Origin of the sequence: Pseudogracilibacillus auburnensis, assembly GCF_003201975.1 — a bacterium.
Classification (GTDB): domain Bacteria; phylum Bacillota; class Bacilli; order Bacillales; family Amphibacillaceae; genus Pseudogracilibacillus; species Pseudogracilibacillus auburnensis.
In genome coordinates this window covers 40,501-57,948 of sequence record NZ_QJJQ01000022.1, presented here as the reverse complement: position 1 = coordinate 57,948, position 17,448 = coordinate 40,501, and the positions used below count along the sequence as shown (strand labels likewise).

The following is a 17,448-nucleotide window of genomic DNA, read 5'->3' as shown; positions in this document are numbered from 1 at the left end:
TATTTGAGCCCAAAAGTTTGTCTACTCGAAAACATAATAAATTCATATGATATTAGTATTAAGGTCGGCCGGCTTTAATATCGTTTTGGAGGGTTAAATCAATGTGTTTTGGTAGACGCAGAAGATGTCGTCGTTGTTGTTGTTGCCCCTGTAGATGTAGGGGATGGTAAAGTAAAGTCACGGTAAAAAGACTAAAATAGCCACTAGCTTCTCCTGGTGTACTATTATCCTATGATACTAAATGAAAACTGTACCAAAATATCTCTATTTACAATCAATTGATCCGGCGAGTTGATTATTCTTATTTTGAAATCAAGAACAAGGTTTGATTACATTTCCGAAATCATAAAGCTGATTGGGATATAGTATACTGTTGATAGGGGATAACCTCCTCAGCTGTCAAACTCTTATCATTGTCTTTTTTACAAAGTGCAGTGATAAGGGTTATTTTCTTATGAGAAAAAGGACCGCTGTAAAAGCGATCTTAAAACGTGCCATTTTCAAGCCATATTTAATAAATGTCATTTAAACAAAAAATATTAACTTACTTTTCTAGAAATCAAATTCGATGGATGCTACTATAGAAAGTATATGATTCCTGTTCCAAGAAATTGGGTGATTTTTATTTAATGGCAGCTAAGAAACTGTAAAATCTTCTTAGCTACATAGTGCAACTAAAGCTTTCGCCTAAAGACCTAGTAAATAAGCAACTATTTATTTACATAAGTGCAACATCACTTAGTCACCGCCTCGACGGCTTGCCAATCGGTGTATGTTCTTTAGCGATAAGCCAAGTTTCCTAATAATTTTACACCAATAAATAAAAAGGATTGGTGATTTGTTTGGTTATTATCATAGCGTTACTTATCGGATTTTTATCAGCCTTTGTTGGAAGTCTTGTTGGTCTAGGTGGAGGAATCGTTTTAGTACCAGCAATGTTATTTTTGTATGATAATTTTTCCAGTTTTTCATGGGCAAATCCGCAAGCAATAGTTGGAATTTCACTTATTACGATGGTGTTTACAGGACTTTCTTCCACTTTGGCATATTATCGCTTGAAAAGAGTCGATATTAAAACGGGTGTCATTTTTCTAATTGGAAGTCTTCCGGGAAGTGTTGTCGGTTCTTGGATCAATACACGACTGGAGACAGATCAATTTTCACTTTATTTTGGTATTTTAATGATCATTATTTTTATCATGATGCTAGTGGATAGAGAAAAACTGAGAAAAAATAAACCATTAGAAATTACCGATCAAACACGAACATTTATGATCGATGGAGAGACACATCAATATAATATTACCTATGTTCCGGCTATTATTTTATCGTTTGCGGTTGGGTTATTATCTGGTTTATTCGGTATTGGTGGTGGAACGATTAGTGTTCCCGCGATGATTCTCTTTTTCGGAATTCCGGTACAAATTGCGATTGCAACATCGATGTTTATGATCTTTTTTATTAGTATTATTAGTGCGTCGGCACATATTGTTTTAGGTCATATCGTTTGGAGTTATGTGTTGTTTTTCGTTATCGGTTCGTATATCGGTGGTACTGTTGGAGCTAAAACGAGTAAACTATTTAAAGGTAAAACATTAGAATGGATTTTAAGAATTGTGATTGTTATTGCAGCCATTCGGTTAATAATCGAAAGTTTTCATTAGGGAGTAAACAGCATGAAGGAAACAGTCCATTTTTATTATACGAATGATTTACATAGTTATTTTGATCATTGGTCACAAGTTGCCACTTTCATCAAAAATAAGCAGCATGAAAGTAAAGAAAAAAATGAATCTTCTTGGACAATCGATATTGGTGATCATCTGGATCGGGTTCATCCAATTACCGAGGCTACGATGGGAAAAGCGAACGTTAAGTTAATGAATAATTTAGGCTATGATTTTGTGACGATCGGAAATAATGAAGGGATTACTCTTTCACATCAAAATTTATTTCATCTATATGACGATGCACAGTTTGATGTTATTTGTTCCAATTTGAGGTGTACGATATCTGAAAATCCACATTGGCTTCAAACATCAAAAATTGTCTCGTCTAACCACGGAATCAAAATCGGAATAATTGGTCTTACAGCAAGATTTAATCCCTACTATCATTTATTGGGTTGGGATGTTCAACCACCATATGAAGTGATAGCCAAGGAATTAAAAAAACTTGAAAAAGAAACAAATATTATTGTTTTACTATCACATTTAGGGATAAATGAAGATCAAGCAATCGCAACTAAATTCCCACAAATTGATTGTATTATTGGTGGGCATACACATCATTTATTACGTACAGGAGAAATGGTAAATGAAACGATTATTACTGCTGCTGGAAAACACTGCTCGTTTGTTGGAGAAGTATTATTAACATGGGATCATGAAAAACAACAGTTAATTGATAAGCAAGCATATACGACAAATATTACCCATCTCCCGAAAGATTTAACAACAGAACAACGTTTAATGGAATTAAAGGAAGAAGCAGATTTGATTTTAAGTAAAAAAATTATCCATACAGATGAAAGGATGAAAGTGAATTGGTTTAAAGAAACGCCGATCATGAAAAAATTTACGGAAAAATTGCGCGTTTGGACAGATGCAGATTGCGCGATGCTAAATGCTGGATTATTATTAGATGATTTTCAGCCTGGGAATATAACATATAAAGATGTTCACCGTATTTGCCCACACCCGATAAATCCTTGTGTTGTTGTATTGAATGGAGACGAGTTGCTTGAAGTAGTAAGGGCTTCTTTATCAAAACAATTGATGGAACTAGAGCTCAAAGGTTTTGGGTTTCGGGGAGAAATGATTGGAAGAATGGTCTTTGCTAATTTAGACGTGCAAACAGATTTTCATCCAAATGGTCTTGAATTTGTAAAAGCAGTACTTTTTAACGGTGAACCACTTGATTCAGACAAGAAATATAAAGTTGCTACCGCTGATACATTTACATTTGGTCGCCTACTTCCTGAAATAGCTAAATCGGAAGTAAAGCAATTATTTTTGCCTGAATTAATTCGTGAATTACTCGTACAAACACTACTTGAATATGAGCAGGATTAAGTATTTGTGACATATCTCTTCTTGATGCATACATTATAGTGGCGAAGGGGTGAGGATATGATTACAATAAATCCTGTTGATATTGAAGGGATTATTTTTACCGCAATTCGAGTCGAACTTCCGAAAACAAATTTACTTGTTGTCTGTAATGAAATTGGCTACATTATGTGTGCAGCATTAGATGTAGATATTTTAAATGAAAAATTAAAAGAAAGAAAAGTGATCGCAGGAAGGGGTATGGGTGTTAGAACGATTGACGACTTGCTTCATGCTCCTTTAGAAAGTGTCACAGATGCGGCAAAGGAACAATACGGCTGGGAAGTAGGCATGATCGGAAAGGATGCCTTATTAAAAATAGCTTAACTCTAATGGAGGAAGTTTTGCCAATTATCGATGAAAACTTCATAAGACAAACTAGTCTAACCCCCTTAAAACAATCATACATTGTTTTAAGGGGGTTTTTATGTGCGACATCGCAATATATTCTCACAAAGAAGAAGATATCCACCTCCAAGAAGGCATATCTTATTGTTGACCACAATTATTTTTCTTAGTGTCATTATGCTAAGTTTGTGGTTGATTGACAGAGGGATCAGACCGGCATTAATGGATATTGCAGAATTAAAAACGATTGAATTTGCAACGAGAACAATCAATTCTGCTGTAAAATCTACTGAAAATATTAGTTTTGATGATCTTGTTGAAATTAATATGGACAATAATGGGAATGTAGCTACATTAGGATGGAATTCAGAGGCAGTAAATCGTGCGTTACGTTCGGCAACGGAGCGAGCGGAATATTTTTTATATGGAATGAATAAAGGAGAGCAAATTGATTTAGATGATCCAGATTTACAGCCAATTGAATTTGGCGATTCGGTCGGTGATCTTGCCTCAAAAGATCCAACGGTTGTAGAAATACCTATTGGTCAAGCAACGGGAAATACCATTTTAGCAAATCTCGGTCCCAAAATACCAGTTCACTTTGAAATTGTCGGAAGTTTACGTTCAGACGTAGTTCATGAAGTGAAAGAATTTGGGGTGAATGCCGCACTTGTAGAAATTTATATACCAGTAGATGTAAGTATTCAAATTGTTATTCCTTTTTCTACATCAACAGCCGAAGTAAGTACGCGGGTTTTTATCGATTCGCGGGTCATTATGGGAGATGTACCAGAGTTTTACAATGCAGGAGACGGTGGTGGACCATCGATCTCGGTTCCTAGAAGTATCAAGGAAGAAGAAAACTAATATAGTGATAAATATAAATTGCGAGAAAATAAAATGTATTTTGACATAACGGTGAACAATTGCTATAATAAGAGAAAATTCAGACAGGTATTTATTGGTTAGTGAGAGAGTTATTGTGAAAAAAGTACGTTTACGGACATTTACACATTTTCTTTTTCACTATTTCATTAAATACCTTAAAAATAAGAGGGAGGTATAGAAATGGAAGAACGTTCACAATGGGGCACAAGGGCAGGTTTTGTGTTAGCCGCTATTGGTTCAGCTGTTGGTTTAGGGAATATTTGGCGTTTTCCGGCTGTAGCTTATGAAAACGGGGGAGGAGCATTTTTTATTCCTTACTTGTTTGCTTTATTAACAGCAGGTATCCCAATACTTATTATGGAATTCACGATGGGACATAAATATCGTGGATCGGCACCACTCACCTTTCGAAAAATCAATAAAAGGACAGAAGGAATTGGTTGGTGGGCAGTTTTAGTAGCATTTATAATTTCTACGTACTATTCTGTTATCATTGCCTGGGCAATATCGTACTCATACTTTTCATTCAATTTAGCTTGGGGCGAAGATACAGAAGGCTTTTTATTTGGTGACTATTTAAAATTGGCAGACACACCGGGGGAATTTGGTAGTTTAGTACCGGGCGTATTCATTCCACTCATCATTGTTTGGATTATTGTACTAGGTGTGCTCGTTCGTGGAGTGAAACGAGGAATTGAAATTGCTAACCGTATTATGATTCCAACACTTGTCGTCGTCTTTTTAATTATTGTTATAAGAGCGGTTACATTACCCGGAGCAATAACTGGTTTAGATGCATTTTTTAAACCTGATTTCACGGAAATTTTATCCCCAACTGTATGGGTAGCAGCTTATGGGCAAATATTCTTTAGTTTATCCATTGCATTTGCGATTATGATTACGTATTCAAGTTACTTACCGAAAAAATCAGATATTACGAATAATGCATTTATCACTGGTTTTAGTAACTCTGGATTTGAGCTTTTAGCAGGTATTGGCGTTTTTGCCATCTTAGGATTTATGGCAACTTCTCAAGGAGTAGGAATTGACGAGGTTGTTGCAGGTGGAGTAGGGCTTGCGTTTGTCGTATTCCCTGCCATTATTAATGAATTTCCAGCATTTAAAGAATTCTTTGGTTTGCTATTCTTTTTATCCTTAGTTCTAGCGGGATTAACATCCTTAATTTCAATTATAGAAACATACGTTGCTGGTCTCTCTGAGAAATTTAATATTTCAAGAACAAAATCTGTCTTATTTGGTGGCGGTTTGGCCGCAATTCTTTCGCTAATTTTTGCAACTCAAGGCGGACTCTTCTTCCTAGATGCTGCCGACTATTTTATTAACCAATTTGGAGTAGCCGCATTAGGGCTTGTGGAAGTAATCTTAATTGCATGGATTTTACGTAAATTAGGTGTATTTAAATCTCATGCAAATGAAATATCCGATATTCGAATTGGCTCATGGTGGACGATTAGTATTGGGGTTATTACTCCGATCGTATTAGGGTATATGATGTTTGAATTGTTACGCTTAAACATTACAAAAGGCTTTGATACAGATACTGGAAACTATGAAGGTTACTCAGACGCGTTTATTATGTGGGGCGGCTGGGCAGTTGCCATAGGTGCTTTAGTAATCGGTATTATCTTCTCCTTCGTAAAATGGAAATCAAATGAAACAGAGGCAGAAGAAGAAAGTGCAGATGTTAATGTGAAATAGATGGTTATGAATAATAATCCTGAGGAAGGGTGAACAATATGTCTGCTAGTGCGCTTATTATGATGGTTATAGGTATTGTTATTATTTGGGGAGGATTAGTTGCAAGTATAGTAAATGCCATTAATAAGGCAAAAAGTAATCGATAGATAAGACCGTAAAGAAACGAAAAGGTACATCACTAATGGATAGTGGTGTACTTTTATCGTTTTCTAGGAAATTATATTTGCATTTACTTGTGGATAAAATTTATTTACGAAATGATCTATGTTTAGCTTCGACGCACAGAACGTGCTAGTACAACTGGTTTTCGATGGGACGAGTATTTAGCGGAGTCCCAAATCTTTACGTTGGGACGAGTAATCCCAGTCCCAGGACGTCGCGCTTTTAGTCTGTAAGAGCGCTTGCGCCTTTGTTCTTTTATTTCTAACTTTGTATTATATTATTGGAGATCGATAAAATGAATGATAAAATTTAGGAAGAAAAGGAGGTAATGAAATGGATATAGCACTTGATGAATTGGAAGGGAAATATATTCGAGTTGTTCCAATGGAAAGGAACCATATACAAGGTTTATATGAAGCAAGTAATGATTTAAATATTTGGACACATCTACCAAAAACGATAAAAACATTAAATGATATGGAAGGATTGGTCGATGAAGCTTTATCAAATAAGGAACTTGGTACAGAATTTCCATTTGTAATTTTACTACGCGAAAACAACAAGCTAATTGGATCAACAAGATTTCTTGATATATCAAATGTAAATAAAAATCTAGAAATTGGATGGACTTGGTTATCTCCATTCGTTTGGGGAAGTCAAATAAACATAGAATGCAAATACTTATTATTAGCTTATTGTTTTGATACGTTACAAATGATACGTGTTCAGTTTAAAACCGATCATCAAAATATTCGATCCCAAAAAGCAATTGAACGAATAGGTGGGGTAAAGGAAGGGATTTTGAGAAATCATAAAATTCGTAAAGATGGTACATTCCGACACTCTGTCTTTTATAGTATTATAGAAAGTGAATGGCCAGCTGTAAAGCTTAATTTGGAAAAGTATTACGTGAAAAAGTTTAGACACCTTCAATAACGGAGGGGATAGCAAAAAGGATAGACTTACATTTAGCACCTATCCTTTTTAACGTTTTAAGGTCACTCAAGATGAACGTCTTTTTTCTCGAGCAATCCTTTCCCATCTTTTTAAATAATGATATGGATCAAATGACCACTCACTTCTGCCATTATCTTTATACATTCCATAATGTAAATGAGGTGGAAATTTACCAGCTGTTCCAGGTGGTCCGTATCCACTTGATCCGACACTACCAAGAACATCACCAGGTTTTACAATATCTCCCACTTGTATATCGTCATGATAACTGTTTAAATGTGCATAGTAGTGGTAAATGTTGTAAATATCTCTGATACCGATTCGCCAACCGCCATAAAGATTCCAACCTTTTAATTCCACGACACCATACGTTGTTGATTTTACCGGTGTCCCATAATTTGCGAAAATATCAGTACCTTCATGTATACGGTTGCCGCCAAATCCGCGTCGATACCCCCATGTGCTACGGTAACTATAATTATGACCAATGGAAACTGGAAAATCTCGATCTGTTAAAATGGTTGTTTGAAAATGTTTAAATACTTTAGCAGTGTTTGTAATGGTTTTAACGGATAAGTCACGTTGATAAAAATTCCATAAACCGATTTTTATGTCATCCTCTGAAATTCCGAACGATTCTAAATAAGCAGCCATTGTATATAAAACATCTTCGCCATTTTTAAGATCGGCTTTACCATCCCCATTCCCATCTAGACCGATACCGTTAAAAAGTTGGATAATTGCTACATTTGGATCCATAGCAGCATTCCCGATACCATACCAAACTTCGTCAGCAAAGTGGATGGAAATAAGCTCTTCATCTTCTTTTGAATTACTTTTCATATTTCGTTCATATTGATCAATTGCTGCTAAGTAGTACCACGGAATATTGGAGACTGCTGCTGTTTTTTTATATAGCGCTAATCGTTCTTCATAAAGTGATTCATCACCATAAACATAGGATTGGAAAGAAATTTGTTGTACAATAAATAAACAACAAATAATGACGAAGCATCGTATTATTGCATGTATCATGTTTTTCTCCTTTGTTATGAATATTTCATATATGAGAGTGAAAAACCTCTTCTGTACTAAATGAGAAGCTGATAAAGTGTCAAATGATACGCCATAAGTTTTAAGATCATTACCGAAAGCATACCAGTAGTATACGCAAAAACGTTTATCCAAGCATATGAATCAAGTCCTTTATTATTGTGCAATATTTTTGTCAATTCATACATTCAATTTATTTTCAAAATATGATAAACTAAACGTAACATATGAGGTGATTCCACATGATTGAAATAAATGGAAAAAAATACGAACTAATTGAAGATATAAAAAATGGATTCCAGGAAGAAGCGGTTCATGAACGCTATGCAGATATATTAAAGAAGTACGACTATATTGTTGGTGATTGGGGTTACAACCAATTAAGACTAAAAGGTTTTTATAGACGTGAACATGGAAAGACGTCATTCGATTCAAATATTGATATGCTAGACGATTATTTATATGAATATTGTAATTTCGGCTGTGCTTATTTTGTTTTAAAAAAAGTAGATTAAAAAAAGAGCCCTTGTTGTGATAATGCCCCTTTAAAGGAGTATATCACTGTAACATGGCTCTTTTATTTTGTAGAAATTAGCTTAATGGTGACACTTCGTAGTTCGCCACCTAGACCGATGATGGGCACTCTTCTCATTTAAATCCATCCAGTAATTTTTTATTCATCATGTAATGGATGAGCGCCAGGAGCTCGACGTGGTAAATCGTCATGTCTTTCTTTATCGGGATAGATAAATGCACTGGATCGTTGTTGCCCTTGTTCCCATTCAGTCGATTTGCTTTCGATCTTAGTATGCTTATTCATCGGAGAACCGAATGCCCCTTCAGGAAACTCTTCAGGAATAAGCATATCGTGCATTTTTTCCACGTTTGAAATTTCTGAAAAACGATTATCAACCTTTTCGTCATAATCTTTATCTTTGGCCATATTTATCATCCTCTCAAGGATTAGTTTATCTCTCCCTGAAAGATGTATGTATCACTACTAAAAAAAGGCACTCATTCATGCGATATAACTAATCATAGATCGTGCTCCGTACATATCCGCCGAATTTATTTTCTAATAATTGTCCAAGTTTAAAGATTGCATCTTCATTGCCATTTTTGCTCATTATTTGGATACCAACAGGCAAATTTTTATCATCAAAACCGATAGGAACGGTTAACGATGGTAATCCCCAAACATTAGCATAAGCAATATAAGGCATGAATTTTGTATACGTTTTTTGAATGGAGAAGATTTCTTTAAATAATTCTCCATGTCTGAGCGCACTGCGGTGGTACACTGGAAAAATTAACAGACGGTTTTTTAAATAACTATGGAGCGCGCGATCTCCTTCTTCGATAAAACTGTCAATTTCTTTTTTCCTTTTTTGAGAAGGCTTAAATAAGTTCGCTCCAATTAAAGCCCAAGATAAAAAGGCATGTGTGGCCGTATTATTCGTCATTTTTTCTTTTAAATAATGTTTCCAAACGTTGACACGATCCGTATTAAACGCTAAATCTTTAATTTCCTTTCCACCATCAATGGACATAATTTCTTGCCAAATAACAGCACTATCATTGAAATATGGTGGAATTGATAAGTTCGCTTGATAAATAGTACTCACATACTCATATACTTGATCCATCAATGACGCAGTCTGTTCATTTAATGGAAATCCGTTATCGTTTGGTAACATTTCAATTTGCATTTTTTCAAAAAAACTTTTCTTTACTTTTGATTTTAAAATCAGATTGTAAACGAGTTTAACGTCGCGAACAGATTTACCAATCGGGCCGATGCTCGACATCCTTGTTTTTAGTGGAATATTGTCCGCTGGTAAATGCCCTTCCGATGAAACTTGAAATTTACCCGGTTTAAAACCGACTACTCCATTAAAGTGACTAGGAAAGCGAATCGATCCTCCAATGTCAGAACTCATTCCAATCGGTGTTCCTCCAACTCCAATAAGCGCAGCTTCTCCTCCACTTGATCCACCCGCTGTTCGCTTTTTATTCCATGCATTATTAGTACGACCATATAATTTATTATCTGTTTCATGGCAAAAGCAAAGTGCTGGTGTGTTCGTTTTACATAAGATAATTGCTCCTGCATTTTTTAATCGTTCAACGACTTCCGCATCTTTTGACATAATGATATCTTTACGGTGTGCCACTCCACCTGTTGTTTTCATTCCTTTGACATGAAATGATTCTTTAATACTAACAGGAACACCATATAGTGGCTTATTATTTATGTTTATATGATTCATATTTTGGTCAGCGTCCTTGGCTTCTTCTAATGCATCTGAAAAACGTTCTTCTACAACAGCATTTAAACTAGGATTGACTTTTTTTATATGATCAATGAATGTTTTTGTTATTTCTTCGCTCGAAATTTGTCCATCTTTAATTAAAGCAGCTATTTCGGTCGCATCCAAATTTAATAGATTATTTTTAATCTGAAGGTTCATCACTTTACTCATGCCACTCATCCTTTCAAAAGTAGACGTACTATTAATTATAGCATGTAAGGACTTGATTGCTAACTTTTTCTGGTAATTCAATCATTATTAATATAATTGTAATATAACTGAGACACAATTAAGAATCTTGTTAGATCAACGGTTGTATGAGTAAGTGAATTTTTAACCCAAAACTATACAATTTTATTAAAAAATAAGAGATCGGAGTCATACAATATTATTGTGGTGGTTATATTAAAAGAAAACATCCTGAACTTTTCGATAGTTATAAGTCTATAAAAAATTGGTGGTGTCGATATTTATGACAAATACGTTTAGGCGAACTTTGAAGCGTTTGTTTCTTTATCTGTGACAGTCCGAATGATTTATTATGATCATTATTTGTATAACATTCAAAAGGGGAAGCATCCTCCTTTTGAATGTCTACCAAATTTATTACCATAAGCCTTTCAGAAAAAAAGATGTAGCTACGTTGTGATGCCGTTAATGTTTTTAATAACTGCTAAAATATTTAAATGTAGTTTGTTACTTAAAAGAAAAGCGAACCCAACAGTACTAAAGACGCAATAGTTAAGAATGGGAAGAATATTGGATCAGATCCTGTATCTATATAGACACCATTCTCTGTAACATCTTCTATAGTACCTCGATAACTTTCTCCATAACAATCCCTAATTTCCACAGGACTACCTTTATATTCACAAGCTGTGCGATAGAGTGGGTGATGCATTATTCATCCTCCTTTCTAGTGCAATTACATTAATATATGAGAAAGTAGATAAGATGTGGAGGACAAAGTTCCAAAGGCTAATGTGGAATTTTAAATATATGTACCTGTTATGTTTTGAGTGATAATTTAGTGAAACATTTAGAAATGAAAGGGATGGAGTGAATGGGGAGGAAAGAAAAGATTATGAAGTTGAATGGAATGCGCATGGCATTGCTTTCAATTACAACGGAAAGGTAAAAGTCTGGGCTTTGGACGAAAGTGACGTAAAAGAAAGAGCAATGCGAGAAGGATCAAGAAAACTGGTTATGTCTCCCCCGGTTGATTGACATTAAATCAGTACAACCTATTTACTATACATTTCGTTCATGAAGTTCACATTAAACGCAACTAGGGGAGCAGTTACTCCCTTAGCAGATCCATCTTGGTGGTAGTACCATTCGAAGTTAATCGGTACATGCCAAGCACAATTGGATTAGCATGAACCAAACCTTCACGTATTAAGTCTTTAAGGAATTGATTTACGTTGGATGGAGCCCCACTCGCTTTTGGGAGTTGGCTAGCAACCTGTATTGCTGTCTGCCACTCAGTGATTAATACAAGTAACACAGATTGTTGATTTGGGGTTAAGTTCATACTATAAACTTCCTTTCTTTGTATCGCTATTCTCTGAAGACCGATAAAATTATGTTACCATTTTATAAAAAACATGTCGCATGCCGGATTTTAAGTGAAGGAGGAGAAGGCATGATACGTTCACGTAGCCTATCAAATAAAATAATTTGAATAGAGTGCTAATACAAATAGAAGGGAATTGCACTTTAACTGTGACGGAAAGAAATGATAATTTTGAAGGTGAGGCTTTTTTTTTGAAAATAGATTGCGGTAACACGCATATATTTAACTCTTTCGAATTATGTTTCTCTTGTTTTTCCGCATCTAACACATTTGCTAGTAAAGTAATTATATTTATGATTCCTTAATAATATACAAATTAATATTTTTATGTTCATTTGATTTATCTCCTTCTTGAGTGTTACTAAAGAATATCAAATGAACATTAACAGGTGGTTACAATCAATTTAAGAAACAATAAAAAAATATTTTAAAGATGAAATATATCTTTTTTGTTGCGTTAGAACATCATGCGAAACAGAGATGATGAAGAAAATAACATTATTTATAATAAATAGAACCTTCAGTTCATATTAATGCGGGGTACGGTCAGGTTATAAGGATTATATATTTAATGGAAATGTAAGTAGCCGTATATCTTTATTTAGAGATACTGTACATGTAGAAATGATGAAAGAAGTTGACTTTAGAAACTGTGGTACGAAAAGGGCGAATTTTGCGGTGTTAAGACAAATATATCGTCAATCTTTACTGAACATGGATTTATTGACACTGCAGATGTTGACAAATTAAAATCAAGTGCTATATTGCGAAATTCATGCGGAAGGGATTGCAAGAGTATTTAATTTAAGAAGAAAAAGTAATGCTACAGCGTCTGTTAAAATATTAGAACTGACGGTCTAAGTAATGAAATGCTATTTGAAGTATTAGATTATATGCGTAGACGCGGGTGGAGACAGATAACGCTAAATAATGATGGAAATCCTACGCTTTTGACAGGTGGACTTTATCCTAGAATGAGTTCACAACTCGAGACGTGACTAAAGGTAAAAAAAGGTCGGATAAGATTGAAAAATAAAAAATACGAGGCTGGAACATAACTAAAACGACCAAATCTAAAGACGAACAATGTATTGCCTTGGCGTAGTATCTTTCCAGAGCGGGTTATATGCAGCTACCATTGTTCTGGTTTTTCTTTGGTGAAAACACTTTTGTCCTAGCCTCATATAACAATAAGTTGGAACATCTGTAAAACTAATGATTTAATACATACAATTATTATAGATGCAACTATATACTATATTAAGAAGGAATTATCTAGTCAGAGGGCTTAATTGCCCTCTTTTATGTTGTTTTTTGTTATAATACAACAATATTCATTAAATCGTAACAAAAAATCACAAAAATCCATTGAAATAAAAAGTGAATTCTTTAAAATATGTATAAATACAAAAATTAATCAGGGGTGGATTTAAAATATTGAGAAAAACGATCTTGAATGTGCATCTATACGTTGGATTAATACTAGGTGTTACTATATTAATGTTGTCGGTTACGGGATTATATTTAAATCATCAACATGATTGGTTTCATAAGCAAAATATTCACTACATAAACCCTAATTATGATGAAATTACCGAAGAAGCTATTCAATTAGCCCATCAAGGAGAAAGGAACGTTCCGAATGCTGTTGAAGTTGCTACAACATCTAATTTATTCACAATTGAAGATATAGTAAGTGTCAATTATGCTTACCATGGTTTGGGGTATTTTTATTATGTTCATTTAAATGATGAACTGGGAACCATTGCTGTTGTAACTGAACAAGGAGAAGTTGCAAAACTGTATAGTGATCCAGCTATTAAGAAGTGGATGCATGACTTACATACCGGAATAGTTGATGGTTTTAACTTTATTTTTATTAATGACATAACCACTGTAGGGATTATTCTCCTAACAGTAACAGGCATTATATTATCCTTTCGTATTTTAAAAGCACGTACAAAAGTAAAAAGAAAATATAAAACGAATTAGAGGGCTAAGTTGCCCTCTGATAGTTTCTTCAATGCATTTTGTAACATAGCCGAATAAATGACATCAGCTCCTTTTGCGACATTATCTAACCATTTAGGAATAGTTAGTCTTTTTAATTGACTTGTTCATCATCTTATCTCTAAATGGCACCATCTACACATCAACTAACACCACTGCTTGATTTACCCCATTTGTGACATCTTTTAATTTTGTTCCATTAGGTATTTCACTTCCATCAGCTTCATCACTATATAAACGAAGCATTAAAGTAACTTTCGCCATAATTAAAGCTTCTTCCTCATTATCTCCTGTGGTAATGCAACTAGGTTAAGTAAGGGAAAGTTACAGTAATCCTATCGTCTGCATAATCGGAGTTATTTTACTATGACCCGTTGAAGGGTTATTTTTTTATGGAGAAAAAAGACCGCCTAAGCGATCTTTGATTTCTATAACATCTACCCACGTATTATTTTTAGCCCCAATTTTAGCCCCAATTTTAGTCCCAATTTTAGTCCCAAATACATTCATTTTAGTTCATTAACTTGCATTGTTAAATGAATCTTGCAATACCCCCAACCCTTACTAAATCAACACTTTATGATGTATTACAATGTTTCTTATGTTGCTGTGACATAATTGTAATATATATGATATGATAGAGAGGAAAGGAATGTAAAAGAGTGAGGGATAAGAATGTACTTTGTCAATCGTAGCGAGATCGAACAAACGATTACACATATTGATAAATTGTTAAATGAAGTGAAAGATACGACAACATTTTCAAGTAATATTGAAAAGTTAGGATTAGAGCGTCTCATTCACCTTGTCATCGAATCGATTTTAGACGTCGGGAATTTAATGATTGACGGCTTTATTATGCGTGATCCAGGAAGCTATCATGATATTATTGATATTTTAATTGATGAAAAAGTCATACCATTAAAAGAAGAGAATAATTATAAATCATTTATTGATACAAGACAAATGCTCGTCCAAGATTATTTAGCTATCGATCATACGTATTTAAATGAAGTTCTATTTTCAAATATCCATGTGCTAAAACAATTTAGTACACATATACGAACATATTTAACAAACGAGTTAGGAGTTGCAAATGCATTTTCAAATGAGCCCTAGGGGGGATCATCGTGAAGAAAAGAAGGACAACGAAAGATAAAGTTTTGCATATTTTAAAAAAAGATAATGAAATTTCGATAAAGGATTTAATGGAATATTTCACTATTTCGGAAATTGCCGTTAGAAGGCATTTGAATGACTTAATCCGTCAACAATTTATTAAGGAACGAGTGGTGAAACAAAATATAGGTAGACCGTATCATTTATATTCTTTAACGAAAAAAGGTCATGACACATTTCCAAACCAGTATGAACAGTTACCAGTGGAATTATTAAAGGATTTGGAAATGTTACAAGGAAAAAAAGCAGTCCATGACGTATTGAAAAAGAGAAAAGAACGGGAAGAGACAGAACTAGAAGCTGAGTTAACTAAAAAAAGCTTTGGAGAAAAAATAGAAAAAATGGCGGAATATCAAGAAGAAAAAGGCTATATGCTTGAATATGAGCAGACAGCTGAAGGGCATTATGAAATAAAAAACTTTAACTGTCCTATTTATAATCTTGCTAATTCATATGGAATCGTATGTGCCAACGAAAAAGATATGTATAGAAAGATTTTCCCGAATAGTGAAGTTATTTCACATTCATGTATGACGAAGGGAAGTAAATATTGTTGTTGGACAATTACAAAGCCAAAATAACGAAGGTGGTATGAGACATATATCATCTTTTTTATATGGGAAGAGGAGGATAGGCTTGCAATATAAAGGATATTTAATTGATTTAGATGGAACAATGTACCGAGGAAATCATGAGATAGAAGGAGCCAAAAAATTTATTCACCATTTAAACACGCACGCCATTCCATACTTATTTATTACGAATAATTCCACATTAACGAGAGAAGCGGTCGTACAAAAATTAGCAAGCTTTGGTATTACAACAACTATTCATCATATTTTGACGTCGGCAGTTGCCACAGCTAAATATATTAAGGGTCAAAATAAACAGGCTGCATGTTTCATCATTGGTGAAGTGGGACTTATAACTGCTTTTGAAGAAGCGGGACTTACTATTACTGATCAGAATTGTGACTATGTGATTGTCGGTCTGGATAGAGAAATCACGTATGATAAATTAGCGAAAGCAAGCCTTTTGATTCGTCAAGGTGCTCAGTTCATTTCCACCAATAGCGATGCGGCGATTCCGACTGAAGCAGGGCTACTACCAGGTAATGGATCATTAACAGCGGCAATTTCAACAAGTACAGGGGTTCAACCAATTTTTGTCGGTAAGCCTGAAAACATCATTATGGAAGAAGCAATGAAACTGATCGGACTTGATCGTGATAATGTGCTAATGATCGGTGATAATTACGAAACAGATATATTGGCTGGAATAAACGCCAATATCGACACATTAATGGTTTTAACAGGCTTTAGCACATTGGAGGATTTAGAAGCCGTAACGAAAAAACCTACCTATATTAAAAAAGATTTGATCGAATGGATGCACGTAAAATAAGCGTAAGGAAATGCCTTACGCTTATTAGTTTGCGATTTTATATATAAGTATGTCAAATTTTATCTTCAATAATATCGCCTGCAGATGAATGGGCAAGGCGGCTTGATGCAGCTGCAGCAATAGCTCCTACGATATCATCTAAAAACGTATGAACTTTTCCATCCGAATGTTCATTCAATTTTTTTAAGATGCCGGGCTTTTGTTTGTCAATATATCCATAGCTAGTAAAGCCAATCGAACCATATACATTGACGATCGATAGTGCAATCACTTCATCAATGCCATAGAGGCCTTCATCTCGCCGAATAATATCTTGTAGCGGTTCTTTTAATAGGCCTTTTTCCGCTAGTTCATCTAATTGAATACCTGATAAAATGGCATGTTGAACTTCTCTTTTAGAAAGAACACGATTTACATTGTGAATACAAACATCCATATTTAAGTTTTCAAAATATCTTGATTGTAAATAGTATACGAGTTCGGCAATATCATTTATTGTAACACCTCTATTTTCTAACCATTCTCGTGCAATTATCTCGAGTTCACTTTGTTTTTCTTGCATCAATACCACCACTCTTTCTATGATCGTAAAAAAGCATTAGTTATTATATTCATACTTGATTGAAATATATTCGCTTTTCCTTATAGTTTAGCACTTCTTTTTATATCTTGACAATGAATCATCTACAAAGCTGTGATAAAATGGATGAAAATAGACTTTAATTTGGGG

At 34.4% G+C, this 17,448-nt stretch carries 18 protein-coding genes; 12 read left to right on the top strand and 6 right to left on the bottom strand.

All coding sequences use genetic code 11. From position 1 onward, the window contains the following. Positions 1–833: 833 nt before the first annotated feature. From DFR56_RS20875 to DFR56_RS20845, 7 genes are all read left to right on the top strand, one after another. Complete coding sequence (locus tag DFR56_RS20875) at positions 834–1,664, top strand: sulfite exporter TauE/SafE family protein (protein ID WP_307786946.1); 831 nt, start codon at positions 834–836, stop codon at positions 1,662–1,664. Positions 1,665–1,676: 12 nt separating this feature from the next. Then, the gene (locus DFR56_RS20870) at positions 1,677–3,074 is read left to right on the top strand and encodes a bifunctional metallophosphatase/5'-nucleotidase (RefSeq protein WP_110397393.1); all 1,398 of its coding nucleotides are present in this window, start codon (positions 1,677–1,679) and stop codon (positions 3,072–3,074) included. A gap of 57 nt (positions 3,075–3,131) precedes the next feature. Then, entirely contained in the window at positions 3,132–3,437 is a 306-nt protein-coding gene (locus tag DFR56_RS20865; protein ID WP_110397392.1) for a YunC family protein, read from the top strand. 102 nt (positions 3,438–3,539) lie between these two features. Then, a complete protein-coding gene (gene yunB, locus DFR56_RS20860; RefSeq protein ID WP_110397391.1) occupies positions 3,540–4,325 on the top strand; it encodes a sporulation protein YunB in 786 nt (261 codons plus the stop codon). Between the two features lie 201 nt (positions 4,326–4,526). After that, a complete protein-coding gene (locus DFR56_RS20855) occupies positions 4,527–6,065 on the top strand; it encodes a sodium-dependent transporter (RefSeq protein WP_110397390.1) in 1,539 nt (512 codons plus the stop codon). 38 nt (positions 6,066–6,103) lie between these two features. After that, positions 6,104–6,211 (top strand): methionine/alanine import family NSS transporter small subunit, encoded by a 108-nt coding sequence (locus DFR56_RS20850; RefSeq protein WP_110397389.1) that lies wholly within the window; start codon positions 6,104–6,106, stop codon positions 6,209–6,211. 349 nt (positions 6,212–6,560) lie between these two features. Beyond that, positions 6,561–7,163: a GNAT family N-acetyltransferase gene (locus DFR56_RS20845; RefSeq protein ID WP_110397388.1), complete on the top strand. Its 603-nt coding sequence runs from the start codon at positions 6,561–6,563 to the stop codon at positions 7,161–7,163. Between the two features lie 66 nt (positions 7,164–7,229). Here DFR56_RS20845 and DFR56_RS20840 read toward each other — a convergent pair whose 3' ends face one another. Continuing rightward, the gene (locus tag DFR56_RS20840) at positions 7,230–8,219 is read right to left on the bottom strand and encodes a M23 family metallopeptidase (RefSeq protein ID WP_110397387.1); all 990 of its coding nucleotides are present in this window, start codon (positions 8,217–8,219) and stop codon (positions 7,230–7,232) included. A 260-nt stretch (positions 8,220–8,479) separates the two neighbouring features. Here DFR56_RS20840 and DFR56_RS20835 point away from each other — a divergent pair, with 260 nt between their 5' ends. Further along, positions 8,480–8,752, top strand: coding sequence for a YutD family protein (locus DFR56_RS20835; protein ID WP_110397386.1), 273 nt, complete (start codon positions 8,480–8,482; stop codon positions 8,750–8,752). Between the two features lie 158 nt (positions 8,753–8,910). Here DFR56_RS20835 and DFR56_RS20830 read toward each other — a convergent pair whose 3' ends face one another. The 3 genes from DFR56_RS20830 to DFR56_RS20820 form a co-directional block, all read right to left on the bottom strand. Continuing rightward, positions 8,911–9,180 carry a hypothetical protein gene (locus DFR56_RS20830; protein WP_110397385.1) on the bottom strand — a complete coding sequence of 90 codons (270 nt, stop codon included), beginning with the start codon at positions 9,178–9,180 and terminating at the stop codon, positions 8,911–8,913. An 88-nt stretch (positions 9,181–9,268) separates the two neighbouring features. Beyond that, complete coding sequence (locus DFR56_RS20825; RefSeq protein WP_242694852.1) at positions 9,269–10,720, bottom strand: amidase; 1,452 nt, start codon at positions 10,718–10,720, stop codon at positions 9,269–9,271. 529 nt (positions 10,721–11,249) lie between these two features. After that, positions 11,250–11,450: a hypothetical protein gene (locus tag DFR56_RS20820; RefSeq protein WP_110397384.1), complete on the bottom strand. Its 201-nt coding sequence runs from the start codon at positions 11,448–11,450 to the stop codon at positions 11,250–11,252. Positions 11,451–13,562: 2,112 nt separating this feature from the next. On the opposite strand from DFR56_RS20820, the gene DFR56_RS20810 reads away from it, so the two are divergent. Next, complete coding sequence (locus tag DFR56_RS20810) at positions 13,563–14,117, top strand: PepSY-associated TM helix domain-containing protein (RefSeq protein WP_146214346.1); 555 nt, start codon at positions 13,563–13,565, stop codon at positions 14,115–14,117. 153 nt (positions 14,118–14,270) lie between these two features. Here DFR56_RS20810 and DFR56_RS23795 read toward each other — a convergent pair whose 3' ends face one another. Next, positions 14,271–14,399: a hypothetical protein gene (locus tag DFR56_RS23795; protein WP_280523484.1), complete on the bottom strand. Its 129-nt coding sequence runs from the start codon at positions 14,397–14,399 to the stop codon at positions 14,271–14,273. Positions 14,400–14,810: 411 nt separating this feature from the next. Here DFR56_RS23795 and DFR56_RS20800 point away from each other — a divergent pair, with 411 nt between their 5' ends. From DFR56_RS20800 to DFR56_RS20790, 3 genes are read left to right on the top strand one after another with little or no spacing between them, the layout of a single operon-like run. After that, complete coding sequence (locus DFR56_RS20800; protein ID WP_110397381.1) at positions 14,811–15,254, top strand: DUF86 domain-containing protein; 444 nt, start codon at positions 14,811–14,813, stop codon at positions 15,252–15,254. Positions 15,255–15,265: 11 nt separating this feature from the next. Next, complete coding sequence (locus DFR56_RS20795) at positions 15,266–15,895, top strand: helix-turn-helix transcriptional regulator (RefSeq protein ID WP_158525747.1); 630 nt, start codon at positions 15,266–15,268, stop codon at positions 15,893–15,895. 55 nt (positions 15,896–15,950) lie between these two features. Beyond that, complete coding sequence (locus DFR56_RS20790; protein WP_146214345.1) at positions 15,951–16,718, top strand: TIGR01457 family HAD-type hydrolase; 768 nt, start codon at positions 15,951–15,953, stop codon at positions 16,716–16,718. A gap of 52 nt (positions 16,719–16,770) precedes the next feature. Here the strand turns inward: DFR56_RS20790 and DFR56_RS20785 are convergent, their stop codons facing one another. Next, positions 16,771–17,280 carry a phosphatidylglycerophosphatase A family protein gene (locus DFR56_RS20785; RefSeq protein ID WP_110397378.1) on the bottom strand — a complete coding sequence of 170 codons (510 nt, stop codon included), beginning with the start codon at positions 17,278–17,280 and terminating at the stop codon, positions 16,771–16,773. Positions 17,281–17,448 lie beyond the last annotated feature (168 nt).